Origin of the sequence: Curtobacterium sp. ODYSSEY 48 V2, assembly GCF_023712625.1 — a bacterium.
In the GTDB taxonomy this organism is placed as follows: Bacteria; Actinomycetota; Actinomycetes; order Actinomycetales; family Microbacteriaceae; genus Curtobacterium.
The window spans coordinates 162,849-187,569 of record NZ_JAMAXX010000007.1 but is presented as its reverse complement, the minus strand read 5'-3'; the positions used below and the strand labels follow the sequence as shown (position 1 = coordinate 187,569).

Sequence of the window (24,721 nt, the reverse complement as noted above, 5' to 3'; positions counted from 1 at the left end):
TCCGACGGAGGCGCGCGTCCGGCGGATCCGGTCGCGCGCTCCCGGGTCCACCGTTCTGGGGAGGGGCGCTCCCACGGCGGACCAGTAGCGTGGAGGGCATGCACCAGGGGACCTCACCGACCTCCGCCGGATCATCGCCCGACGCCGTCCGCCGCGCGGCCCTCGTCGCCGCGCTCGACGTCGTCGACGGCGGGCCCGAGGAACGCTTCGAGCGCATCACGCGGATCGCCCGCGAGGCGTTCGGTGTCTCGGGCTCCTTCCTCAACCTCGCCGGCACCGAGGTCCTCACCATCAAGTCGCAGCAGAGCGACGCCGTGTTCGGGCCGACCATCCCGCTCCGGGACACGTTCTGCGGCCGCACGCTCGACGAGGCCGGTCCGATCGTCGTACCGGATGCCCGCGCCGACGACCGGTACGCCGACATGCCGATGGTCGTCGAGGACCCCAACGTGCGCTTCTACGCCGGTGTGCCGCTCCGCGTCGGCGACGACCACGTCAAGGTCGGCACGCTCTGCCTGGTCGACCCGCAGCCCCGGACGCTGGAGCCCGACGACCTGGCGCTGCTCGAGGAGCTCGGCGTGTGGGCGGAGCGCGAGCTCGCGGCCGGCGCGGACGAGGACCGCCTCCGGAACGTCCTCGCCGGGCTGCAGCCCACGCCGGTCACGGTGCCGGGGTACCGGATCGGCGGCATGTCGGTCCCGCACGGGGTGGTCTCCGGCGACCTGCACGAGTGGCACCTCGCCGGTGACGCCCTGCACCTGACGGTCGCGGACGTGATGGGCAAGGGCATGTCCGCCGGGCTGCTGGCGGCGACGATCCGCGGAGCGCTCCTCGCGCGGCCGGACGAGGAGCCCGGGCGGGCGATCGCCGCCCTGGACGAGCAGGTCGCGCCGGACCTCGGCCGTGCCGAGTCGTTCGCCACCATGTTCCACGGCCGGCTCGATCCGACCAGCGGGCGGATGGACTTCGTCGACGCCGGGCACGGCCTCGTCCTGCAGATGCGTGCGGACGGCCGTGAACGGACGCTCCTGTCGAACGACCTGCCGATCGGCCTGCACCCGGCCGGGCTCACCCGGTCGTCGGGGTCGCTCGTGCTCGAGCAGGGTGACGTCCTCGTGCTCGTCAGCGACGGTGCGCTCGAACTCTGGGACTCGACGCTGCAGTCGCTGTCCCGGCTCGGGGCCCTGTGGCGCGAGGAGCCCGAGATCGACGCGTTCCTGGGTCGGGTCCGCGCCCGTGCGCTCGAGCACGACCCCGGTGACGACCTGACGGTCGTCGTGCTCGTCCGCGACTGAGCCACGGCGACCGGCGACCGGCGGTCGTCGGTCGTCATGTGGTCGGACGGGAGGCGCGCGGCGGCCCCGCCACGCGCCTCCCGGTCGGCACCCGGTCATGTCGCGCTCCGCTGCGGACGACACACCCTGCTGTGGCGGGGTGCGACGTCCGTGCGAGGGCGCGACGTCCGTGCCGGGGCGCGATCCGTGATCGGCGGACGCGTGGCGGGACGCACCCGGCCGGGCCGCGACGCCGGCCCGGCGGTCAGGCGCCGAGGCGCTCGATGAGCTCCGCGTAGCGGGCGGCCGTGCGGTCCACGATCTCCGCCGGCAGCACCGGCGGGGTGCCCTGGCGGTCCCAGTTCGCGCTGAGCCAGTCGCGCACGATCTGCTTGTCGAACGAGTCCGTGCGGCTGCCGGAGCGGGCGTCCCAGTAGCGGCTGGAGTCGCTGGTCAGGACCTCGTCCGCGATCCGGATCGTGCCGTCGGTGTCGCGGCCGAACTCGAACTTCGTGTCGGCGATCACGACGTCGTGCTCGAGGGCGATCGCCGCCGCCTCACCGTAGACGCGCAGCGACAGGTCGCGGAGGGCCTCGGCGTCCTCGCGCCCGACGAGCTCGACGGTCTGCTCGAAGGAGATGTTCTCGTCGTGCTCGCCCTGCGGCGCCTTGTAGGCCGGGGTGTAGATCGGCTCGGGCAGGCGGTCGCCCTCGGACAGCCCCGCGGGCAGGGGGACACCGCACACGCTCTGCGTCTCGTGGTACTCCGCCCAACCGCTGCCGACCAGGTACCCCCGGACGACGCACTCGACCGGGAACATGGCGAGCGGCAGCACGTGCATGGACCTGGCGGCCACGGACTCCGGCACCGGGGTCCCGCCGGCACCGGGGTCGACCAGGTGGTTCGGGACGTCCGCGATGCGGTCGAACCAGAAGCGCGACAGCCGCGTCAGGAGCTCGCCCTTGCCGGGGATCGGGGGTTCGAGTGCGAAGTCGTAGGCGCTGACCCGGTCCGAGGCGACGAGCAGCAGCTCCGACGCGCTCGCGACGTCGTCGACGCCCGCGGGCACGTAGAGCTCGCGGACCTTGCCCGACGAGACGTGCCGCCAGCCGGGCAGCTCGGACACGGCCGTCACCGTGCGACCTTCGCGGCGATGTCGGTGCGGTACTGCGCCCCCTGGAGCGCGATGTCGCCGAGTCCGGCGTATGCGCGCTCCCGGGCCTGTGCGAAGTCGGTGCCCGTCGCGACGACGCTCAGCACCCGGCCGCCGGTGGCGACGAGGTCGTCGTCGAGCACGGCGGTCGCGGCGTGCGCCACGGACACGCCCTCGCGCGCCTCGGCAGCGTCGATGCCGGTGATGACCCGACCGGTGTGCGGGTTCTCCGGGTAGCCCTCGCTCGCGAGCACCACCGTGACCGCGACGTCGGTGCTGAACGCCGGTTGCGGAGCCGACGCGAGCTGTCCGGTCGCGGCCGCCGTCAGCAGGGCGCTGAGCGGCGTGGTCAGGCGGGGGAGCACGACCTGGGTCTCCGGGTCGCCGAAGCGGGCGTTGAACTCGATGACGCGGACGCCCTGTTCGGTCACGATGAGCCCGCAGTAGAGCAGGCCGATGAACGGCGTCCCCTCGTGCTCGAGTCGACGGACGGTGGGGAGCGCCACGAGCTCGGTGACCTCGGCGACGAACGCCTGCTCGGACTCCCACCGCTCGGCGAGCCACGGGAGCGGGGAGTAGGCGCCCATGCCGCCGGTGTTCGGACCGGTGTCCCCGTCGCCCAGGCGCTTGTGGTCCTGTGCGGGGCTGAGTGCCCGGACGTCGTGCCCGTCGCTCAGGAAGAACAGCGAGACCTCTTCGCCGTCGAGGAACTCCTCGACCACCACGCGGCCGTGCTGCAGCCAGTACGTGGCGTGGTCGACGGCCGCCTGCCGGTCCTCGGTCACCAGGACGCCCTTGCCCGCGGCGAGCCCGTCGGCCTTGACCACGTACGGTGCCCCGAGCTCGTCGATCGCGGCCACGGCCTCGTCCACCGTGCCGGCGTACACGGGGCGTCCGGTCGGGACCCCGGCCTCGGCCATGATGCGCTTCGCGAACGCCTTCGACCCCTCGAGCTGGGCGGCCGCACGGCTCGGGCCGAACACCGGGATGCCCCGGGTCCGGAGCGGGTCGGCGACCCCGGCGATCAACGGCGCCTCGGGCCCGACGACCACGAGCTCCACGCCGTTCTCGATCGCGTACTCGGCGATCAGCTCGCCGTTCGTGGGGTCGAGCGACACGGTCTCGACGTCGGCAGCGATGCCGGCGTTGCCGGGGGCCACCGTGATGACGTGTCCGGCCCGCTCTGCGAGGAGGGCCGTGATGATCGCGTGCTCGCGGGCACCGGAACCGAGGACGAGGATTCGCACGCGGCAAGCCTACCGAGCGCGACACGCCGTCCGCGATGCGACGGCTAGCCTGTGGACATGCCGCCGAAGAGGATCGAGGACGCCGCCGGACGCTCCGCGCTCGCCGCCGTGCGCGCGGGCTCGACCGTCCGCTCGGACGTCGCGACCGCGGTGCGGTGGACCCTGCAGCGCCTGGCCGACGACGTCCCCGGCAACAGCGTCGAGGTCCGCGTCCCGCCGTTCGCCGCGGTGCAGGCCGTCCCGGGTCCGCGGCACACGCGGGGGACCCCGCCGAACGTGGTGGAGACCGACGCCGCGACCTGGCTGGCCCTGGCGCTGGGCGAGCTGCGGTGGGACGAGGCCCTGGCGGCGTCCCGGGTCAGCGCGTCCGGGTCCCGGGCCGACCTGACGGCGTTCCTGCCGGTCCGTACCGCGGTCTGACGCCGGTCGCGCCGCTGCGGTCGCGCGGCCGGGTGACCCGGCAGCCGGGGCGCTCGGCCGGGTCGTACAGCCTGGCTCACGGACTTAGGTAGGTCCTACCGATGTGACCGACAGGACCACCCGCGTATCGTCGAAGTCGCCGGGATTCGGACCCGACCCGAACGGGTCCGAACCCGGCGACAGGGTTCAAGGTACGCGACATGCTGCCTTCGTTGTCAACCGGTACGGCGAGTCGTGCTGCAAACCGCAACGATCGCGGTCCCATCGGGGACCTTTCCTGACCCTGCGTCAGCTTCCGAGGCGGTTCAGGACGCCGCAGGACGACCATCAGGACGCCGACGCGTGGTCAGCGGGTGCCGAGCAGCTCCACCAGCTCCGACCTTGCGTGCACGTCCCACTTCGCGAAGATCCGCGACATGTGCGCGTCGATCGTCCGCACGCTCAGGCTCAGCGTCTCCGCGATCCGCCGGTTGCTCAGGCCCTGCGCCGCGAGTTCCGCGACCTCGTACTCCCGGTTCGTCAGCGGTGGGCGGACCCGACCGGCGGACACGGCCATCCCGTGCGCGGCGAGGACCCCCTGTGCCGCCACGACCCGCGTCCGGTCGCCGGCGAGCTCGGCGTCCGCGTACTCGACGACCGCGCGGGCGAGGGGACCGTCGACGCGCGCTGCGGCTTCGCGCATGCGGGCGAGCGACGCGGTGGTGTCCCGCCCGGACGTCATGTCGTGCGTGTAGTGCTGCGTCACCGCGTACATCACGTGCAGCCACGACCCGTCACGGGTGCTGCGCTCGATGATCTCGTCCGCGTGTCGGAGTCCGGCCGGGTTGCCGAGCACCGTCTCGGTCCAGGCGATCGACACCGCCACCTGCTCGCCGGTGATCCGCATCGCGCGGCCCGGTGTGGTGCGGGCGCGCTCGAGTGCCGCGGCCGCGCGCTCGGTGTCGCCGGCGTACGCGTACGCCATGGCCAGTCGTGCCCAGGGGTAGGCCGCGAACCCGCCGTGGTCGGCCACGTCGTAGCGCTCGCACGCCGCCGAGAACGCGGCGATCGCGTCGTCCCACCGTCGCTGGCCGATCGCGTGGTTGCCCAGGCCGATGAGCTCGAGCGTGAAGTCGTACTTCAGGAACGGGCTCCCGCGTCGGACCGGGATCTCGGTGACCAGGTCGGCCATGTCCCCGCGCCAGACCTGCACCTGGTGCAGCACCGAGACGTTCTCGCCGACGCCCCACGGGGCAGCCTCGACGTGCTCGACGGCGGTGGCGATGGCCCGACGCGCGAACGCGGCGGCCTCCTCGAGCCGGCCCTCGGTCGCGAGTGCCATGGTGACGCACGGCGCGAGGCACAGGAGCGACACGGGCACGGTCGGCTGCTGGAGGATGCGCGACCGCTCGATCTCCGCCCGGACCTCGGCGAACCGACCGCCCCAACCCAGGTGGGCCAGTCGGAGCAGCCGGACGTGCTCGGCCGTCTCCGGACCGACGAGGGGTGCGAGGGCCTCGGAGAGCGCCACGGCGGCGTCGACGTCGTCGTCGTGGAACTGCCGGATGTTCGCCAGGGTCTCGCACGCCTCGACCACGACGGCGTCGTCGATCTCGCCGGCGCGCTTCCGGGCGAGGTCCCACGCGGCCTCCGCGTCGGCGCGACCGGCCTCACGACCCGTGCTGTACGAGTGCGCGATGGACCGCAGGCAGAGGGCGGTGACCCGCTCGGTGGCCGTGAGCGCGGTGCGCAGTGCGGCCGAGGCCAGGGCGACGGCGCTCTCGTGCTCCTGCAGCCGGACGGCGACCTGGGTGGCGTCGATGAGCTGGCCGACCGACGGCAGCACACCGCACTCGAGCGACCAGAGCGCGGCGCGGAGCCGGGCGGCGGGCGGCGCACCCTCCGGTCGGGCGGTCCGGAAGGCGTTGGCGCGCGCGAACAGTGCCGTGCGCCGCGCGACCGGCACGAGGCCACGGACGACCTCGCCCACGAGCGGGTGGGACGACCGGACGATGCTCGTGCCGTCCTCGGCGGAGTCGACCGCGACCAGGCCCAGCGCGACGACCCGGTCGACGTCACCGCCGGACACCATGCCGAGCAGCCGGACGAGCGGGATCGGATCGGCCAGCGCGACGATGTCGACGACGTCACGGAGGTCCTCGGGCAGCGCGCCGAGCTCGGTGCGGTACATGTCCGCCAGGCTGTTCGACGCGGTGACCCGGCCGCGCCAGTACCAGCCCGTCGCGGTCTGGTCGAGCGCCCCGGACGTCAGTGCCGCCCGGACGACCTCGCGCAGGTACAGCGGGTTGCCGGCGGTCGCCCGGTGCACGCGCTCGGTCGAGGCGGTCTCGAGCTGCGCGCCGAGTGCCTGTGCGACGACCTCGCCGGTCTCGTGCAGGTCGAGCGGGGCGAGGTCGATGCGCTCGAGCAGGTCGTCCTGCCACAGTGCGCGGAGCGGCTCCGACAGTGCGGTGAAGTCGCGGCACGTCAGCACGAGCCGCGCACCCTGGTCGCGGACGAGCCAGGCGACGTACCGAGCCGAGATGGCGTCGAGGTGGTCGGCGTCGTCGACGCGCAGCACGACGTCGCGGTCGGCCAGGTCGTCGGTCTCGCGCAGTCGGCGTGCGGCCGAGGCGTCGTCGACCAGGTCCGCCAGGGCCGCCGGCAGCTCACCGAAGCGGTCCGCCACGGCACCGAACGGCATCGAGCGACCGGCTTCGACCGCGGTGATCGGCACGACGACCGTGCGACCGGTGGGGTCACGGCGAGCGACGCGGTCGGTCACGCGGGCGGCGGTGGAGGTCTTGCCGAGCCCCGGTGCGCCGACGATCGCGACGCTCCAGCGGTGCTCAGCGACGACGGAGACCGCGCGGTCCTCCTCGCGACGCTGCACGATCGGCCACGGGACGCGTCCGGGCGTGCGGGGGCGGCGACGCCCACGGACGGACTGTTCGTGCACCCCGTCACCTCCCGTTCCTGGTCGTCCGCCTGCTCCCCCCGGCTCACGGATCCCGTTCCCGGGCTCCGACATCGTCCTCGACCGGGTGGTCGGTGTCCGACGGACTGCGTTCCGTGGATACCGACCGGTAGGGACATCATGCCCTGGATCGGTCGACGCGCAACAGGCCGACGGACGTCCCACAGTGGGGGACAATGGTCGGGTGAGCGACACCGACCGACCCGAAGACCGCCCGGCAGCGCCGGCCGCGACGCCGGCTCCGAGCGCCGTCAGCTCGGCGGACGAGGTCACCATCCGCCGCGCACCGAAGTTCGGCGTGTTCATCGTCGGCGGCGCGGTGCTCGGCTTCCTCGCGACCCTGCTGGTCGTGACGCTCACCATGGACATCGACCGCGGCGACCAGCAGGACGCCGACTTCGGCACGCTGGTCGGCTACTTCTCGCTCTGGGGTGTCACGATCGGCGCCTTCGTCGGGGCCGTCGTGGCGATCGTCCTCGACCGCGTGTTCGCCCGCCGCGCCGCCCGCCTGACGGCGGAGCGCGTCGAGGTCGAGCCGGCCGAGGAGACCGTCGACGGCGAGGTCGAGGAGCACGGTGACGCGGGCGGACCCGCGGGACGCACCGACCGCTGACGGTCTGCACCGCACGACGGACGGGAGGCTCCCCACCAGCTGGTGGGGAGCCTCCCGTCCGTTCCGTGGTCGCCGTGGCGACGCGACTCAGCTGAGCTGGTTCGCCTCCACCCACGACAGGTACTCCGGGCTCACCGTGCCGGTGACGTACTCACCGGTGAAGCAGCTCATCTCGAGGTCGGTGACGTCCGAGCCCTCGATGATCGCGTCACGCATGTCCGCGACCTCCTGGTAGATGAGGTGGTCGCTGCCGAGCACGCGGTTGATCTCCGGGATCTTCCGGTCGTGCGCGATCAGCTCGGCGCGGGTCGGCATGTTGATGCCGTACACGTGCGGGTACCGGACCGGGGGAGCGGCGCTCGTGAACGTGACCTCGTTCGCACCGGCTGCTCGTGCCATCTCCACGATCTCGCGGCTCGTGGTGCCGCGGACGATCGAGTCGTCGACGATCAGGATGTTCTTGCCCTTGAACTCGGACGACATCGCGTTGAGCTTCTGGCGCACCGAACGCTTGCGCTCCGCCTGCCCGGGCATGATGAACGTGCGGCCGACGTAGCGGTTCTTGAAGAAGCCCTCGCGGTAGTCGATGCCGAGCTTCTGCGCGACCTGCATGGCCGCGGGTCGGGACGAGTCCGGGATCGGCATGACCACGTCGATGTCCCCGGTCGGGGCGTACTGCGCGATCGTGTCGGCCAGGCGGTTGCCGAGACGGAGGCGGGCGTCGTACACCGAGATGCCGTTCATGACGGAGTCGGGACGCGCGAGGTAGACGTACTCGAACGAGCACGGCACCAGACGCGGGTCCTTCGCGCACTGGCGGGCGTGCATCTGGCCGTTCATCTCGATGAACACGGCCTCGCCCGGAGCGATGTCGCGGACGACCTCGTAGCCGCCGGACTCGAGCACGAGGGACTCGCTCGCCACGACCCACTCCGGCTGCCCGGCCTCGTCGAACTTGTGGCCGAGGATCAGCGGTCGGATGCCGTACGGGTCGCGGAACGCCAGCAGGCCGTGCCCGGCGATCGTGGCGATCGTGGCGTAGGAGCCCTCGACGCGCTCGTGCACGCGCTCGACCGCGTCGAACACCTGACCGGCGTCGAGCTCGCTGCCGCGGACCTGGCCCTGGAGCTCGTGCGCCAGGACGTTGACCAACAGCTCGGTGTCGCTCGTCGTGTTGAGGTGACGGCGGTCGATGTCGAACAGCTCGCGGGTGAGCTCGCGGGTGTTCGTCAGGTTGCCGTTGTGCACGAGCACGATGCCGTAGGGCGCGTTCACGTAGAACGGCTGGGCCTCTTCCTCGTTGCTCGCGACGCCCTTCGTGGCGTACCGGACGTGTCCGAGGCCCATCGTGCCGAGCAGGGCACGCATGTCGCGGGTGCGGAATGCTTCACGGACGTGCCCACGCGTCTTGTGCATGTGGTGGACGCGACCCTCGACCGTGGCGATGCCGGTCGAGTCCTGGCCCCGGTGCTGCAGGAGCAGCAGGGCGTCGTAGATGGATTGGTTGACGGGCCCCTGCGCAACGAGGCCGACGATGCCGCACATTCGCGGAGTGCTCCAGACCGTAGGATCGGGTGGTACCGAACAAGTCTGCCATGCTCCGCGGAGGACCACGCATGCCGAACCCGTACGCTGCCGCCGGTGTCGACACCGCCGCCGGTGACCTGGCCGTCGAACTCATGAAGTCCGCCGTCTCGGCGACCCACAACCCATCGGTGCTCGGTGGTGTCGGCGGGTTCGCCGGGCTCTACGACGTCTCGTTCCTCAAGGACTACGAGCGTCCGCTGCTCGCGACCTCGACCGACGGCGTCGGCACCAAGGTCGCCATCGCGCAGGCGATCGACAAGCACGACACGATCGGCCAGGACCTCGTCGGCATGGTCGTCGACGACATCGTCGTGGTGGGCGCGAAGCCGCTCTTCATGACGGACTACATCGCCTGCGGCCGGGTCGTGCCGAACCGCATCGCCGACATCGTCGCCGGCATCGCCCGCGGCTGCTCGGCGACCGGGACCGCCCTGGTCGGCGGCGAGACGGCGGAGCACCCGGGGCTGCTCGGGCCGGACGACTACGACGTGGCGGGTGCCGCGACCGGCGTCGTCGAGGCCGGACGTCAGCTCGGCGCGCACCTCGTCGATGACGGCGACGTCGTGGTGGCGATCGAGTCCTCCGGGCTGCACTCGAACGGGTACTCGCTCGTCCGGCACATCCTCTCCGGCAAGGGCATCGGGTACACCGACCAGCTGCCGGAGTTCGGCGCGGGCGTCTCGGTGGGCGAAGCCCTGCTCGAGCCCACCCGGCTGTACACCGCGCCGCTGCTCGACCTGCTCGACGCCCGACCCGGCGTCGTCCACTCGCTGTCCCACGTCACCGGTGGTGGCATCGCCGCGAACCTGGCGCGGGTGCTGCCCGTCGGCACCTGGGTCGAGGTCGAGCGCTCGACGTGGACGCCCCCGACGGTGTTCCGGGTGCTCGCGGACATGGCGGGGACACCGGTGGAGGACACCGAGGGCACCTGGAACCTCGGCATCGGGATGTTCGCGGTCGTCGCGGCGTCCTCGGCATCGGCGGTGCTCGACGACCTGCGGGCCGCGGGGCTGCCCGCGTGGACGGTCGGCACGGTGTCGACCTCGGCGCGGGACCTGGACGGGTTCGAGCAGGGTGCCAAGGGCGTCGACGGGGGAGCGGTCCGGCTCGTCGGTTCCTACGCGGGCTGAGGCGCACCGCCCCGACCTCGTCGGCCGCGCGGCGTCGTACGGTCGCGCCGAGCTGACGGCGTCGTGCGGTCGCGCGGCGTCACCGTCTGCGCCGAGCTGACGGCGTCGGCGATGTTCCACCGGTGCCGGCGCGGCCGTCCTGGTCGCACGACCTGCCGCGTGCGGTCGTTCCGGTCGCGCGAACTGCCGCTCATGTCGAAGGTGAGCGGCAAGTCCTGCGACCGAAGCTCGCCGCCGAGTGCGGTGGTGCGGCGAGGTCGACCCGCTCGGGCCGTCGTCGGCGATGTTCCACCGGTGCCGGCGCGGCCGTCCTGGTCGCACGACCTGCCGCGTGCGATCGTTCGGGTCGCGCGAACTGCCGCTCATGTCGAAGGTGAGTGGCAAGTCGTGCGACCAGGGCTCGAGCCCAGCGAGCTGGACGTGCCCGCCGACCGCCGGTGCCCGCGCACACGACGACGCCGCGCGACCCCGGAGGGTGCGCGGCGTCGACGGTCCGGGTCAGGCGGACTTGTCCTGGTCCTGCTGGGGCTCGAACTCGTCCTCGTCGTCGCCCGGTTCCTCACCGTACTGGTCAGCCCAGCGGTCGACGTAGGAGTTCTCGTCCGAGTGTTGCCCGGCGGAGAGCTCTCGCTCGAGCGCACCGTAGTTCGTGTCCGGACTGAAGTACTTCAGCTCCCGGGCGACCTTGGTGTGCTTTGCCTTCTGACGGCCGCGCCCCATGCGTGACCCCCTCGTGATCGGCTCTGGTCCGGTCCTGGCGGGTGCATGGTTGCCACCCGGGGAACCGAACGGTTCGTGGTTTGAAATCTGCCGATCACTCTACCATGTACCCCGTTCCCCACCTGCCCATCGGCGTCCCCCGTCGGCCGGTCGCAGAGGTGACCAGGGCTCACGCCGCGAGCGGCTCCGGCACGCCCCGCTTCCGCCGTGCCGAGCGCAGGACGAGGGCGTCGAGCGAGAACCGCCCGGGTCCGGTCAGGGCGATCGCGAGCGAGGCGACGGCGAGCACGAGCACGTACTCGAAGCCGCCGTCCTGGGCGAAGAAGCCGGCGGTCGCGTGGGCGAGCAGGCCCGCGACGACCATGTCGACCGCGAGCAGCAGTCCGACGACCCGTGTCGCGACGCCGACCACGAGCAGGATCCCGCCGACGAGCTCGAGGCCGGCGACGAGGGGTGCCGCGACCTCGGCGAGCGGGACGCCCATGCCCGAGAAGCCCTGCGCGACGCCGGGGATCCCCTGCGCGAACTTCTGGGCGCCGTGTGCGGTGAACACCACGCCGAGGACGATGCGGAGCGCGGTCAGGCCGATGGAGGTCGATGTCGTTCGCATGGCGACGACGCTATGCGGTGACGTGTCATCGACCCGCGGCCCTCGGGGGATTGTCCGCACTCGGCCAGGGGTCACCCAGACGCCGGTCCGCCGAATCGGGGACCGCCGCTCTGGAACGACCGACGCCGGTCCACCACAGCGGGGACCGGCGTCGGGCGACAGGGTGTCGCGTCAGGAGTCCGCGCCGCGCCCGGTCTGCTGCTGCAGGCGGTCGATGTGCTCGGACGCCTCGGCCTTGCTGAGGTCCGCGGGGAGCTCCTCGCCGGCCTCGCGGGCGAGGGTGTCGAGGTAGCTGCGCTGCGGGCCGGTCATGGGCTCGTCGCCGGTCACCCACTGCTCCGGGTCCTTGCTCGCGGTCGTCGAGGGGTCGGGACGCTCGCCGCCCAGGGTCTCGCCCTGGTGCGACTCGTCGGGGGTCTGGTCTGCTGCGTCGGTCATGGCGCTGAACCTACGCGCGACGCCGGACACGACACGCAGCGACGACGTCCCCCAGGGGACGTGCGCCGGCACGCGGACAGGGCTCCCGACCAGGCGGACGGCGGCGCTCAGACCGGCGTCGCCGTGTAGCGCACCAGGTCCGGTCCGACGCCGCTCGTCGCGATCGGCACCTCGGCGCCGCCCTGCTCGATCCAGATCGTCGCCGCCCGCTCGTCGATCCGGACGACCTCGTGCAACGACCCGTCGATGAGCACCGCCGCCCGCACGGACACCTGCCCGGTGGACGCCCGGGGCGGCAGCCCGACCACGTCGGCGTCGTACGCGGCGTACCGACCGGGGGAGAGGAACGGCGAGACCGGGGTGGTCACGACCTCGAGACCACCCTCGACGGCGCGCACGGCGACCAGGCGCACCGCCTGGTCGGTGGGCAGGGGGACGTCGACCACCGGGGCGTCGACCGGACCGGCCAGTGCACGGAAGGCGGGCCGACCGTCGGGGGCGAGCAGTCCCTCCAGGCCGTCGATCCGCACGCGACCGCGGCCACGCGAGTCGGCGTAGAGCCCCGGCTCGAGCCCGGAGCGGCGTGCCTCGAGCCGCGTGACCACGACGCGGTCCGGTCGGTACCAGTCGCGGAGCGTGGCCGGGTCGACCCAGCCGATGCTGGCGACCCCGCGGGCGAGGTCGGCGCGGTCGTCGGCGGGGCGTTCGTCGAGGGCTCCGAGCGGGTGCTCACCGCGCACGGCGACGAGTCCGGCGTACGGTCCGGCCACCGGTGGTTCGTGGTCGAGCACCTCGACGCGCTTCGACACCTTGCCGCCGTGGCCGTCGAAGGTCGCGAAGGTGCGCAGGTCGGAGATCGTCATGTCGCCGACGATGCTACGACCGGCCGCCGTCACGGCGTGCAGGTGTGGGGACGAGGAGGTGCACCTCGCCCGTGCACTGGGTCGGGTCGACGCCCTCCGCGGGACCGGCGGGACGCGACGCCCGCCGCGGCTGCAGGCCGTCGCGCTGCGCCGGCGACCCCACCGGCTGCAGGCTGTTCCGCTGGACGGACCGGAGCAGGCGGTCCTCCTGCGCGTCGTGGTGGGACACGCCCTGCGGCGAGCGGCGGAGGGCCGGCCGGACCGGCTCACCGCGGCGTTCCTGCCCCGGCAGCGGACGGGAGCGCCGGCCGTAGAGCAGTTCCGACGAGTCGAGCAGCCACGGCACCAGGGCCACGGTCACCCCGTGCACCAGCAGGAGCTTCTTGCGGATCCGGCGCCCGCGGTGGTTGTGCAGCAGGGTCTCCCACCAGTGCCCGACGACGAAGACCGGCGTGTAGACGGTGACGACCTCGGACCCGTGCTCGGCCCGGTGCGCCTTGATGTACCGGATGAGCGGCATCGAGATGTCGCGGTAGGGACTCGGCACGACGGTGAGCGGGACCTCGATCCCGTGCTCGGCCCACTGCTCCTGCAGCCGGCGGGCCTCGGCGTCGTCGATCGCGACGTGCACCGCCTCGAGTCCGGCGTGCTGTGCCGCGATGGCGTAGTCGATCGCCTTGAGCACCGGCTTCTGGAGTGTGTTGACGAGGACGATCGCGTGGTCGCCGGTCGCGCCGAACTGCGTGTCGACGTCCGCCTCGACCTCGTGCGAGACGTCGCGGTAGTACCGGTTCACGCCGAGCATGAGGACGAACAGCACGGGCATGATCACGAACACGAGCCAGGCGCCGTGCGTGAACTTCGTGATGGTGACGACGACGAGCACGACGAAGGTGGAGGTCGCGCCGATCGCGTTGATCGTCAGCGAGCGCCACACCTGTCCGCGGTCGACGGGCTCGTCCGCGCTGCCGTCGCGCTCCGAGCGCAGCAGGCGCAGCCAGTGCCGGACCATGCCGGTCTGGCCGAGCGTGAACGACACGAAGACGCCGATGATGTACAGCTGGATGAGGCTCGTGACGTTCGCGCGGTAGACCACGAGCAGCGCGACCGCGACGAGCGCGAGCACGATGACGCCGTTCGAGTAGATGAGGCGGTCGCCGCGGGTCGACAGGGCCTTCGGCGCGTAGGAGTCCCGCGCCAGGATCGAGCCGAGCAGCGGGAAGCCGTTGAAGGCCGTGTTCGCGGCGAGGAGCAGGACCGCAGCCGTCGTCGCCTGGACGACGAAGAACAGCACGCTGCCGCCCCCGAAGGTCGCGGCGGCGATCTGCGCGATGAGCGAGCGCTGCGGTGTGGTCGCGCACGCGGTGAAGCCCTGCAGGTCGCACGCGCGCTCGGCGTAGTGCACGTGCGAGACGAGCGCGAGCGTGATGAGCCCGACGAACAGCACGATCGCGATCGAGCCCATGAGCACCAGCGTCGTCTGGGCGTTGCGGATCTTCGGGCGACGGAAGGCCTGCACGCCGTTCGCGATCGCCTCGACACCGGTCAGGGCCGAGCAGCCGGACGCGAACGCGCGCAGGAGCAGCAGCACGAAGGCCGCCTGCGTCGTGTGCTCGACGTTGTCGATCGTGTACGCGGCGGACTCGGCGACGGGGGCGTTGCCGAGGGCGGTGCGGACCAGGCCGGTGACGACCATGACGAACACCGAGCCGACGAACAGGTAGGTCGGCACCGCGAACGCCTTGCTCGACTCGCGGACGCCGCGCAGGTTCACCCCGGCGAGCAGCACGACGAAGGCGACCGCGAGCTCGACGCGGAACGGGTCGAGTGTCGGCAGGGCCGAGATGATGTTGTCCACGCCCGAGGCCACCGACACGGCGACCGTCATGACGTAGTCGACGAGCAGCGCGCTCGCCACGACGAGGCCGGCCTTCTCGCCGAGGTTCCGGTGGGCGACCTCGTAGTCGCCACCGCCGGACGGGTAGGCCTTGACGAGCTGCCGGTAGGACGCGACGACCACGACGAGCAGCAGCACCACCACGGCCGCGACCCACGGGGCGAAGGCCAGGAACGCCATCCCGCCGAGCAGCAGGATCATGAGGAGCTCCTGCGGGGCGTACGCCACGCTCGACAGCGGGTCGCTCGCGAAGATCGGCAGCGCCAGGTGCTTCGGGAGGAGCTGTCCCTCGAGCTTCTCGGAGGGCAGGGGATCGCCGATCAGTCGCGCCTTGAGCGACCGGATCTCGTTCGTCACGAGCGGCAAACCTACTCAGTTGCGCGCCCGAGTCAACACTGTGGGAACGGACAGGCGGCGACGGCCGTGCGCCGGACGCACGTCGACGGGCAGCGGACGGGAGGCGCGGCTCGCCACCACCCGTCCGCCGGCGGCCGTCAGACGGAGCGGCGCAGGGCCTCCAGGCCGTCCCGCAGGCGCGTCACCGTGTCCTCGGTGAGCGTCCCGCGCGTCGCGCGGCGACGCAGGTCCGCCCGGACCTGCTGCCGGAACGCGGCGATCGCCATCTCGACCTCGCGGAGGGCGCGGGCGCCCTCCGTCGGGGCGTCGACGGGCTCGTCGGCGGTCTGACCGCGCGGGGCCTGGGCGCTCGCAGCGAGGTCCGCTCGGAGCGAGCGCATGGCCTCGCCGACCGAGGCGCGGACGCCGTCGGCCAGGGACCGCACCGAGTCGGCGACCCCGGACTCGACCGCGGCGAGCTCCTCGGCGCGGGCGTCGAGCTCGGCACGGCCGGCGTCGGTGATCGCGTACACGGTCTTGCGGCCGTCGACGGTCTTGGTGACGAGCCCCTCGGACTCGAGCTTGGCGAGCCGCGGGTACACGGTGCCGGCGCTCGGGACGTACGCGCCGCCGAAGCGCTCGCCGAGGGCCTGGATGAGCTCGTAGCCGTGCATGGGGCGGTCGGCGAGCATGGCGAGCAGTGACAGGCGCAGGTGACCGTGCGCGAAGACGGGGCTCATTCGGACGCCTCCGCGCCGGTCGGGGCGTCCGTCGGGGCGGCCGGGGCGGGCGGGGCGTGCAGGACCGCGACGTCGCCCGAGACCGAGTTGACCTTGAGGTCGAGCCACTGCCCGCTCAGCTCGCCGCCCTGCTTGACGTACGAGCCGCGGACGCCGCGGATCTCGGAGTCGTCGAACTGCAGCTTGCCGGACGCGGTGCTGACGGTGCAGCGGTAGGGGACGCCGTCCTCGAGCCGGACGCTCACCGACCCGGACACGGTGTTGATGCGTGCGGCGTCCGGGGTGCCCTGCAGGTCGAGCACCACGTCGGCGTTCACCCCGTCGGCCGTGAGGCGCGGGATCGCGCCCGTCGCCACGACGTCGCCCGACACGGTGCGGACCGTCAGTGCGCCGTCGAGGTCGCGGACCGTGGTCGCCCCGGAGACGGCGTGCACGGCGAGGTCGCCCGCGAGCCCGTCGACGACGACGTCGCCCGAGACGGTGTTCACCGAGGCGCCGCGGTTCGTGCCGGAGAGCAGCGCCCCCGCGGAGACGACGCCGACCGTGACCCGTGCGTCGCGGGGGACCAGCACGCTGACGTCGGCGGTGGCGCGACCGCGGAACGACCTGAGGAAGCCGAGCGGGTCGTCCCACCGGACCTGCGGGTGGTCGATGGTGAGCGTGTCGCCGTCCAGCTCGATCTTGAGCGGCTTGCCGGACACGCCGTGCACCTCCACCCGGGCGGTCGGTTCGTCGTGGGCCACGACGTCGACCTGCCCACCGGCGAGCCCGACGCGCAGGGCGCGGACGATGCCGGTGTCGATCACCTTGGGCTCCTCGACGAGCCACTTCTCCTGGGCCATGTTGCCTCCTCGAACTCGCGATGTATCGCGTGTGTGGAGTCACGGTACATCGCGAGTGACCCGTTGTCACCAGGCCAGGATGCAGGACGGCCCCGCTCCCGGTGGGGAGCGGGGCCGTCCTGCGGAGCGGGCCTACTTCGCGGCGTCGTCCAGCGCCGCCTGTGCCTTCTCCGCCGCCGCGTCGAGGGCCTCCTTCGGACTGGTCTTCAGCAGCATCGCGGACTGCAGCTGCGTCGACAGCGCCGCGCTCACCTCGCCGTACGCGGTGATCGACGGACGGGCCTTGGCGTACTCGAGCTCGTCGGCGAAGGCCTTGAGGCGCGGGTTCTCGTCCAGGTACTGCTTCCACGTCGCGTTGTCCGCCGTGGCCTGGTTCGCGGGGAGCAGGCCGGTCGCGATGTCCCACTTCGCCTGGGTGTCCGGGCTGAGCCACCACTGCAGGAACTTCCACGAGGCGTCCTGCTTCGCGGTCGTCGTCTCGATGATGTACGAGTTGTTCGTGCCGAGGTTCATCGCCGGCTCCTCGATGCCCGGGAGCGGGAAGACACCGACGTTCTCCTTGCCGAGCGTGCTGTCGATGGTCGACAGGTCGTACGCGCCGGTGATCGCCATCGCGGCCTTCTTCGACGTGAGCGCGGGGACGGCGCCGTTCGTCGAGGTGGTCAGGAGCGACTGCGGGTAGGCCGAGCCGTCCTGCAGCATGTCCGTCCACGCGGTGAGGGCCTTCACGCCCGCGTCGCTGTTGAACTCGACCTTGGTGTTGTCCTCGTTGAGGAAGTCGCCGCCGGCACCCCAGAGCATCGACTGCCACGTGAAGACCGGCCACTCACCGGTACCGATCGGCAGGTAGGCGCCGTACTGGGTCGTGCCCTTGGTGAGCTTCTTCGCGTCGTCCTGGAACTCCGCCCACGTCGTCGGGGTGTCGGTGATGCCCGCGGCCTTGAACATCTCCTTGTTGTAGACGACGGCGTAGTCGCCGATGTCGGTCGGCAGCGTGTACTGCTTACCGTCGAACTCGCCGGTCGAGAGCATGCCCTCGGTGAAGCTGTCCTTCGTGACGTCTCCGCTCGACAGGTGGTCCTCGAGCGGCAGGACCTTGCCGGTCTGGATCACCTCGCCGGTCTGCTGCGGGGTGCTGTCACCGAGCACCATGTCGGGACCGGTGTCGTTCTTCAGCGCGTTGATGAGCTTCGCGTCGAACTGGTCGGACGAGGCCGCGTACTGGGGCTGGACGTCGATCTCGTCCTGCGAGGAGTTGTACTCGTCGATGAGCTTCTTCACCTCGGTGGCCTGCGGCCCCGTGTAGTTGTGCCAGACCGTGATCGTGGTCTTGCCGCCGCTGCCGCCGGAGTTGCCGGTGACGGAGCCGCCGGAACACCCGGACAGGGCCAGTGCAGCACCCACGGCGAGGGCCGTGGCGCCGAGCAGTCGCTTGCGCATGAGTCGTCCTTTCTCGGACTTCGGGTGGAGCGAAGGGTGCCCCCGCCTGGGGCGGAGGGTGATGAGGAGGAGTGGAGCGAGGGGCGGTGCGGGATCAGCGGAGTCCGCCGGCCATGGCCGACACGATCTGCTTCTGGAAGATGATGAAGACGATGAAGACCGGCAGGATCGCCAGCGTGGAGCCGGCCATCAGCAGGTTGAAGCTCTGGCTCGCGTTCGCGGACTGCAGCTGCGTGAGGCCGACGGAGACGGTGAAGAACTCCGTCCGCGACGCGACGAGGAACTGGAAGAAGAAGTTGTTCCAGTTGTAGACGAACGACAGGACCGCGAAGGACCCGATCATCGGCGTCGCCATCGGCGTCACGACGGACCACATCCGCCGCCACACCCCGGCACCGTCCACCCGGCTGGCGTCCTCGATCTCGCTCGGGAACGACGTGAAGAACTGCCGGAAGAGGAAGGTGCCGAGGATCGACGGGATGTTCGGGACGATGAGGCCCTGGTAGCTGTTCAGCCAGTGCAGCGAGGACAGCAGGGTGATGAGGGGCGTGAACACGACCTCGAACGGCACGAGGAGCGCGGCGAGCAGGACGACGAAGACGATGTTCTTGCCGGGGAACTTCAGGCGCGAGAACGCGAAGCCCGCAGCCAGGCTCGTCACGATCTGCCCGAGGGTGGTCGCGATCGCCACGACCGTCGAGTTGAAGAAGTACAGCCCGAAGGGAGCGACGGTGAAGATGTCGGTGTAGTTCGACAGCTCCCACTGCCGCGGCAGGAAGGTCGGCGGGAAGGCGAGCGCCTCCTCCGAGGACTTGAAGCTCGTCAGCAGCATCCAGAGGAACGGGCCGAAGAACAGCACGACCGCGACGAGCAGGATGACGTGCCGCAGGACGGCGGGTGAGTGCTTGCGGAACAGCACGCCGAACGGGCGGCTGTGGTGCGGACGGGAGGCGCGGTGTGCGTCCGCCGGGAGGGTGCGGGAGGCGATCTGGGTCACGGTGGCGGTCCTAGTTCAGCTCGACGGGATCACGGCGGTTGATGACCCGCAGCTGGACGACCGCGACGAGGATGCCGACGATGAGCAGGAGCACGGCGGCAGCGCTGGCCGAGCCACCGTGGAAGAACACGAAGCCCTGGTTGTAGATGTAGTAGAGGATCGTCTCGCTCGAGTTGATCGGGCCGCCCTGGGTCAGGACGTAGACCTGCGTGAAGACCTGCAGCGCGCCGATCACGCCGGTGATCGCGAGGAAGCCCGTGGTCGGGGCGACCAGGGGGAGCGAGATCCGGAAGAAGCGGCGGATCGGCCCGGCGCCGTCGAGCGTCGCGGCCTCCATGTAGGACGCCGGGATGTTCGTGAGCGCGGCCGAGTAGATGATCATCGTGTAGCCGACGCCCTGCCAGATCGAGAACACGATCACCGAGACCAGGGCCCACGGCTCGGACGTCAGGAAGCCGATCGGGGGAGCACCGAGCGCGGTGACCACGCCGTTCACCAGACCGCCGAGCGGCGACAGGATGAAGCTGAAGATCAGTGCGCTGCCGACGATCGGGGCGATGTACGGCACGAACAGCAGTGCCCGGTAGACGCCGCGACCGCGGAACGGCTGCGCCAGCAGTGCCGCGAAGAACAGCCCGAGGGCCATCGTGATCGGCACCACGACCACCACGTACAGCGCCGTGTTGCCGGCCGCCCGGACGAACTCGCCGTCCTGGAACAGCCCGGTGAAGTTCGACAGGCCGACGAAGCCGTTCGTCTCGCCGGACGCGGGGTTCCAGTCGGTGAACGAGTAGAAGACGGTCTGCGCCAGTGGGTACAGGTAGAACAGCGCCAGCAGCACCGTCGTCGGGGCGATGAGCACGTAGCCCGCTCGGCCCTCGCGTCGTTCCATCCGGCTCGCGTCCGCAGTGGACGACCGTCGACCGGGGACACGCACCCGGGCCGGGTTCTCAACCGCACTCGTCATGCGGACCTCCTCTTGGCTCGTCGTTGAACGCTAGGAATCGGCTGTTTCGAGCAGATTACCGTTCGATCACCAAAAGTAAACAGTCGAATCTGCAACGACTTCGTTCGATAATCGACCGTTTCGTCGCTACAGTGTCGGCATGCACGAGCAGCACTTCCAGGACATGGACCGGAACCCCGGGTCCGTCGGGGACGTCCTCCGACTGATCCGCGTCTCGGACACGACCTCGCGCTCGAGCATCGCCAGGAGCACCGGACTCGCACCGTCCACGGCCTCGGCCCGGGTCGACGCACTGACCGCGCTCGGGCTCGTGCGCGAGAGCGGCGCCGAGGGGTCCCGCGGCGGCAGGCGTGCCCGGCGGCTCGAACTCGTGGCGGACGCCGGCTTCGTCGCCGCGGCCGACCTCGGCGCCCACCACGTGCGCATCGTGCTCACCGACCTGGCCGGCCGGATCGTCGCCGACACCGACGCCCTCGAGCACGGCGCCGCGACGGTGCCCGTCGCCGCCGGACCGCGGGCGTCGGTCGCCGCGCTGTGGGACCGGTTCGTCGAGCTCGCCCGCGACGCCGGCCTCGACACGACCCGCTTCCGCGGCGCCGCGATCAGCGTCCCCGCGCCCGTGTCGTACCCGGGCGGCAGCATCGCGACCCCGTCGTTCGAGCCGTCGTGGCACGGTGCCGTGCTGCCCGAGCTCTTCGCCGAGCACACCGACGCCCCCGTCCTCGTCGAGAACGACGCGAACCTCATCGCCCTGGCCGAGCGTCCGGGCCCCGACCGCACGGGCACGCTCGTCGCGGTGAAGCTCGGCACCCGCATCGGCTCGGGGGTGCTGCTCGACGGGCGCCTGCACCGCGGGGTGAGCGGTGCCGCCGGCGAGATCAGCCACACCCCGGTCGACGGCCAGGCCGCGATCGGCTGCACCTGCGGCGTGCCGGACTGCCTCGAGTCGGTGGCGTCCGGGGGAGCGATCGTGGCGCGGCTGCGCGCGGGCGGACGGCAGGTCGGCGGGACGAGCGACGTGCTCGCGCTCGCGGCGCAGGGCGACGCGGTCGTCCTCGACGAGCTCCGCCGGGCGGGGGAGCACATCGGCCGCGTGCTCTCCGGCATCGTGAACTTCTGCAACCCGAGCGAGGTCGTGCTGGCGGGGGCGATGTCGGCGTCGTCCGTCCTGGTCGCGACGATCCGCGGGGAGCTCTACCGGTCGTGCCTGCCGATGGTCGCGGACGCCCTCGACGTCCGGGCGAGCTCGTCCCCGCGCGACGCCGGCATCCGCGGGGCGACGGTGCTCGCGATCGACGAGGTGCTCGCACCGGCACGCGTCGACGAACTCGCCCGCGCGGCGACGGAGCGGACGGCATGAGCGCCGCGGGCACGGGCTCGCACGGCGGCCGGGAAGCATCGGGCGCGGTCGTCGCCGTCGACGTCGGCGGCACCACCGTCAAGGGGATGGTCCGGGTCGGTGACGTCGTCCTCGACCGCGCGGTCGTCCCCACCCTGGCGCCGGTCGCGGCGACCGACGCGCACGCGGCGACCGACGCGCACGCGGCGGCCACGGACGCCGCCGTGGGCGGTCCGGCGCTCGCCGCCGTCACCGCCGTCGTCGACCGACTCGCCGCAGCAGCCGCCGCCGCCGGGCACCCGCTCGCCGCCATCGGTCTCTGCACGCCCGGGGTCGTCGACGCCGAGACCGGGACGGTGGTCGTCGCGGTCAACCTCGACTGGCACGACCTGCCCCTTGCCGGACTCCTGCGCGACCGGTACGGCGTCCCCGTCGCCGTCGCACACGACGCCCGCGCTGCCGCGACGGCCGAGATCGCAGCACGCACCGCGGCGGGCCGGGACGTCGCCGAGCTGGTCTTCATCCCGATCGGGACCGGCGTCTCCGCGAGCCTGGTCGTCGACGGGCGCCTGGTGGTCGGGGCAGCCGGAGGTGCCGGCGAGGTCGGACACGTGTGCGTCCGACCGGGCGGCGAGCCCTGCACGTGCGGGCAGCGCGGGTGCGTCGAGGTGTACGCCTCCGCACGGAACATCCGACGGCGCTACCGCGCGGCCGGCGGCACGATCGACGGCGCGACCGAGGAGATCGTCGCCGCCGTGGACACCGACCCCGTGGCCGCCGCGGTCTGGGCCGACGCGGTCGACGCGCTCGCCGCCGGGATCGCGATCCTGTCCGCCGTGCTCGACCCGGCGGTGGTCGTCGTCGGCGGCGGACTCGGCGAGTCCGGGGAACGCCTGCTCGCCCCGCTGCGCACCGCGGTGGACGCGCGGCTCGGCTGGCGTCCCGCGCCCCGCATCGAGCAGTCCCTCGCGGGCGCCGGTGCTGGCCTGGCGGGAGCAGCCCTGCTCGCCCGCACCGCTGCGCAGTCGACCGCAGCGCAGTCGACCGCAGCGCAGTCGGCCCCTGCGCCGCCTGCCGCCACCACCGCTGCCCACGGCGCCGAACCCACCACGGACACCGCACCACCACGAACCAGGAGGACCCCATGACCGCTCAGCGACTCCGGATCGGCCTCGTCGGCGCGGGGGTGATCGCCCACGCGCACCTGCCGAACCTGCTCCGGATCGGGGACGTCGTCGTCTTCTCCGAGGTCGGCGCCGAGGACCTCGTCGCAGCACACGGCGGCGAGGTGGTCGACTCACTCGACGAACTCCTCGCCCGCGTCGACGTGGTGGACGTCGTCGTCCCCACGTACGCCCACGCCGAGGTCGTGCGCGCGGCGCTCGCCGCAGGCAAGGACGTCATCAGCGAGAAGCCGCTCGCCCGCACCGACGCGGACGCCGACGACCTGGTCCGGCTCGCGCAGGAGGCCGGTCGCCAGCTCTACCCGGCACACGTGGTCCGCTACTTCCCCGAGTACGTCCGTCTCAAGGCCGCGGTCGAGGCCGGGCAGCTCGGCGAACTGGCCGTCCTGCGGTTCGTCCGCTCGGGTGCGTTCCCGACCCGCTCCGCCTGGTTCGCCGACCCCGAGCTCTCGGGCGGCATCATCATGGACCAGATGATCCACGACCTGGACATCGCACGGTGGATCGCCGGCGACGTCGTCCGGGTCAGCGCGGTGCACGTCCGCAAGGGCACCGTCGACCACCCAGTCGAGGCGGCGCACGTGCTGCTCACCCACGCGTCCGGGGCGATCAGCCACGTCGCGGGCATCTGGGGGCCGGCGCACCTGCCGTTCGTCACGGAGTTCTCCGCCACCGGCACCCTCGGGTCCCTGTCGCACGACTCCCGCGCCGAGCGGAACTACACGGCGGAGCTCCTCGACGAAGCCGGGGTCGGCGGCGACCTGCCCGAGCTCGACCCCGCCGAGGACCCGTACTTCCTCGAGATCCGCGAGTACCTCGGGGCCTTCCGTGGCGGCGCGGTGCCCCGCGTGTCCGCCGAGGACGGCGCCACCGCGGTCCGCATCGTCAACGCCGCGCTGCGGTCGGTCGCGACGGGGCAGCCCGTCGACCTCGAGCCCGCCCCGGCGGCCGGGACGCACGAGGGGGCGACGGCGTGACCGCCCTGCGCATCGGCGTGCTGTCCTTCGCGCACACGCACGCCCTGTCCTACCTGTCCGCGCTGCAGGCGATGCCCGACGTCGAGGTCGTCGGCACCGACCCGGACGGCACCTCGACGGGCACCGACCTGGTCGACCTGCGCGGTCGTGCACTCGCGGATGCCCTCGGGGTCGCGTACGTGGACACCGTCGAGGAGCTGCTGGCGAGCGGGGTCGACGCCGTGGTGGTCACGAGCGAGAACGCCCGGCACCGCGCCCTGGTCGAACAGGCCGCCGCCGCCGGGGCCCACGTGCTGTGCGAGAAGCCGCTCGCCACGACCTGGGAGGACGGGCTCGCGATGCGCGCCGCCGCCGAGGCCGCCGGCGTGCTGCTCATGGTCGCCTTCCCGGTCCGCTTCGCGAGCACCTTCGCCCGGCTCGCCGCGACGAAGCGGTCCGGCCGCCTCGGCGAGGTGTTCTCGGTCCGCGGTGCCAACAACGGCATGCTGCCGCTGACCCGCTCGTGGTTCACGGAACCCGGACTGTCCGGCGGCGGCGCGATCGTCGACCACGTCGTGCACATCGCGGACCTGCTCGACGAGCTCCTGGACGGCACGCCGGCCGAGACCGTCACGGCGGTCACGAACCGGGTGCTGCACGCGTCGCGCGCGCAGGCCGAGACCGCCGGTCTGGTCACCATCACCTACGCCGACGGCACGATCGCGGCGATCGACTGCTCGTGGAGCCGTCCGGACACCTCGCCGACGTGGGGTGGGCTGGCCCTCACCGTCGTCGGGACCGAGGGATCGGTGGACGTCGACTTCTTCCGGCCCAGCGTCCGCGGGCTCGACGCCGCGAGCGGCCGGTCGGTCGTCCTGCCCTACGGGCCGGACTTCGACGCCGCGATGCTCGACACGTTCGTCGCCGCGGTGCGCTCGGGCGAGCAGCCCCAGCCCGACGCGGCCGTGGGACTGCGCACCCTGGCGATCGTGCTGGCAGCGCAGGAGTCGGC

The 24,721-nt window shown here is 72.2% G+C and carries 21 protein-coding genes and 1 pseudogene; 8 read left to right on the top strand and 14 right to left on the bottom strand.

Annotated features, from left to right (window positions below; genetic code table 11):
* The first annotated feature begins 98 nt into the window (after window positions 1–98).
* On the top strand, window positions 99–1,295 hold the full coding sequence (locus tag M3666_RS12475) for a PP2C family protein-serine/threonine phosphatase (RefSeq protein WP_251155376.1): 1,197 nt from the start codon (window positions 99–101) through the stop codon (window positions 1,293–1,295).
* A 244-nt stretch (window positions 1,296–1,539) separates the two neighbouring features.
* On the opposite strand, the gene M3666_RS12470 is transcribed toward M3666_RS12475, so the two are convergent.
* Window positions 1,540–2,400, bottom strand: coding sequence for a phosphoribosylaminoimidazolesuccinocarboxamide synthase (locus M3666_RS12470; RefSeq protein ID WP_251155375.1), 861 nt, complete (start codon window positions 2,398–2,400; stop codon window positions 1,540–1,542).
* 5 nt (window positions 2,401–2,405) lie between these two features.
* Window positions 2,406–3,674 (bottom strand): phosphoribosylamine--glycine ligase, encoded by a 1,269-nt coding sequence (purD, locus tag M3666_RS12465; RefSeq protein WP_251155374.1) that lies wholly within the window; start codon window positions 3,672–3,674, stop codon window positions 2,406–2,408.
* Window positions 3,675–3,731: 57 nt separating this feature from the next.
* On the opposite strand from purD, the gene M3666_RS12460 reads away from it, so the two are divergent.
* Window positions 3,732–4,094, top strand: coding sequence for a sterol carrier family protein (locus M3666_RS12460; RefSeq protein ID WP_251155373.1), 363 nt, complete (start codon window positions 3,732–3,734; stop codon window positions 4,092–4,094).
* A 346-nt stretch (window positions 4,095–4,440) separates the two neighbouring features.
* Here M3666_RS12460 and M3666_RS17140 read toward each other — a convergent pair whose 3' ends face one another.
* On the bottom strand, window positions 4,441–7,032 hold the full coding sequence (locus tag M3666_RS17140; protein WP_251155372.1) for a LuxR C-terminal-related transcriptional regulator: 2,592 nt from the start codon (window positions 7,030–7,032) through the stop codon (window positions 4,441–4,443).
* A gap of 202 nt (window positions 7,033–7,234) precedes the next feature.
* Here M3666_RS17140 and M3666_RS12450 point away from each other — a divergent pair, with 202 nt between their 5' ends.
* Entirely contained in the window at window positions 7,235–7,663 is a 429-nt protein-coding gene (locus M3666_RS12450) for a hypothetical protein (protein ID WP_209684023.1), read from the top strand.
* An 87-nt stretch (window positions 7,664–7,750) separates the two neighbouring features.
* On the opposite strand, the gene purF is transcribed toward M3666_RS12450, so the two are convergent.
* The gene (purF, locus tag M3666_RS12445; protein ID WP_066652154.1) at window positions 7,751–9,208 is read right to left on the bottom strand and encodes an amidophosphoribosyltransferase; all 1,458 of its coding nucleotides are present in this window, start codon (window positions 9,206–9,208) and stop codon (window positions 7,751–7,753) included.
* 71 nt (window positions 9,209–9,279) lie between these two features.
* On the opposite strand from purF, the gene purM reads away from it, so the two are divergent.
* Window positions 9,280–10,380: a phosphoribosylformylglycinamidine cyclo-ligase gene (purM, locus tag M3666_RS12440; RefSeq protein ID WP_251155371.1), complete on the top strand. Its 1,101-nt coding sequence runs from the start codon at window positions 9,280–9,282 to the stop codon at window positions 10,378–10,380.
* Between the two features lie 498 nt (window positions 10,381–10,878).
* Here the strand turns inward: purM and M3666_RS12435 are convergent, their stop codons facing one another.
* The 10 genes from M3666_RS12435 to M3666_RS12390 all read right to left on the bottom strand — a co-directional run bounded on the left by M3666_RS12435 (window position 10,879) and on the right by M3666_RS12390 (window position 20,230).
* Entirely contained in the window at window positions 10,879–11,100 is a 222-nt protein-coding gene (locus M3666_RS12435) for a DUF3073 domain-containing protein (protein WP_066652157.1), read from the bottom strand.
* Window positions 11,101–11,269: 169 nt separating this feature from the next.
* The gene (locus M3666_RS12430) at window positions 11,270–11,710 is read right to left on the bottom strand and encodes a DoxX family protein (protein ID WP_066652159.1); all 441 of its coding nucleotides are present in this window, start codon (window positions 11,708–11,710) and stop codon (window positions 11,270–11,272) included.
* A gap of 171 nt (window positions 11,711–11,881) precedes the next feature.
* Entirely contained in the window at window positions 11,882–12,148 is a 267-nt protein-coding gene (locus M3666_RS12425; RefSeq protein WP_066652161.1) for a DUF3072 domain-containing protein, read from the bottom strand.
* A 107-nt stretch (window positions 12,149–12,255) separates the two neighbouring features.
* Entirely contained in the window at window positions 12,256–13,011 is a 756-nt protein-coding gene (locus tag M3666_RS12420; protein WP_251155370.1) for a hypothetical protein, read from the bottom strand.
* A gap of 13 nt (window positions 13,012–13,024) precedes the next feature.
* Window positions 13,025–15,274, bottom strand: a complete 2,250-nt coding sequence (locus M3666_RS12415; protein ID WP_251155369.1) for an APC family permease — start codon at window positions 15,272–15,274, stop codon at window positions 13,025–13,027.
* Window positions 15,275–15,402: 128 nt separating this feature from the next.
* A complete protein-coding gene (locus M3666_RS12410) occupies window positions 15,403–15,984 on the bottom strand; it encodes a PadR family transcriptional regulator (RefSeq protein WP_251155368.1) in 582 nt (193 codons plus the stop codon).
* On the bottom strand, window positions 15,981–16,826 hold the full coding sequence (locus tag M3666_RS12405) for a DUF4097 family beta strand repeat-containing protein (protein WP_066652169.1): 846 nt from the start codon (window positions 16,824–16,826) through the stop codon (window positions 15,981–15,983). The genes M3666_RS12410 and M3666_RS12405 overlap by 4 nt, the downstream gene beginning before the upstream one ends.
* Before the next feature lie 132 nt (window positions 16,827–16,958).
* The gene (locus tag M3666_RS12400) at window positions 16,959–18,266 is read right to left on the bottom strand and encodes an ABC transporter substrate-binding protein (RefSeq protein ID WP_066652171.1); all 1,308 of its coding nucleotides are present in this window, start codon (window positions 18,264–18,266) and stop codon (window positions 16,959–16,961) included.
* Window positions 18,267–18,360: 94 nt separating this feature from the next.
* The gene (locus tag M3666_RS12395) at window positions 18,361–19,263 is read right to left on the bottom strand and encodes a carbohydrate ABC transporter permease (RefSeq protein WP_251155367.1); all 903 of its coding nucleotides are present in this window, start codon (window positions 19,261–19,263) and stop codon (window positions 18,361–18,363) included.
* Between the two features lie 10 nt (window positions 19,264–19,273).
* Window positions 19,274–20,230 carry a carbohydrate ABC transporter permease gene (locus M3666_RS12390; protein ID WP_081984625.1) on the bottom strand — a complete coding sequence of 319 codons (957 nt, stop codon included), beginning with the start codon at window positions 20,228–20,230 and terminating at the stop codon, window positions 19,274–19,276.
* A 139-nt stretch (window positions 20,231–20,369) separates the two neighbouring features.
* On the opposite strand from M3666_RS12390, the gene M3666_RS12385 reads away from it, so the two are divergent.
* From M3666_RS12385 to M3666_RS12370, 4 genes and pseudogenes are all read left to right on the top strand, one after another.
* On the top strand, window positions 20,370–21,590 hold the full coding sequence (locus M3666_RS12385) for an ROK family transcriptional regulator (protein ID WP_066652175.1): 1,221 nt from the start codon (window positions 20,370–20,372) through the stop codon (window positions 21,588–21,590).
* Window positions 21,587–22,717 (top strand): ROK family protein, encoded by a 1,131-nt coding sequence (locus tag M3666_RS12380; RefSeq protein WP_251155366.1) that lies wholly within the window; start codon window positions 21,587–21,589, stop codon window positions 22,715–22,717. Before M3666_RS12385 ends, M3666_RS12380 begins: the two co-directional genes overlap by 4 nt.
* Complete coding sequence (locus M3666_RS12375; protein ID WP_251155365.1) at window positions 22,714–23,730, top strand: Gfo/Idh/MocA family protein; 1,017 nt, start codon at window positions 22,714–22,716, stop codon at window positions 23,728–23,730. The genes M3666_RS12380 and M3666_RS12375 overlap by 4 nt, the downstream gene beginning before the upstream one ends.
* A 71-nt stretch (window positions 23,731–23,801) precedes the next feature.
* Window positions 23,802–24,683, top strand: a pseudogene (locus tag M3666_RS12370) (Gfo/Idh/MocA family protein); the annotation flags it as partial.
* Window positions 24,684–24,721: the final 38 nt, after the last annotated feature.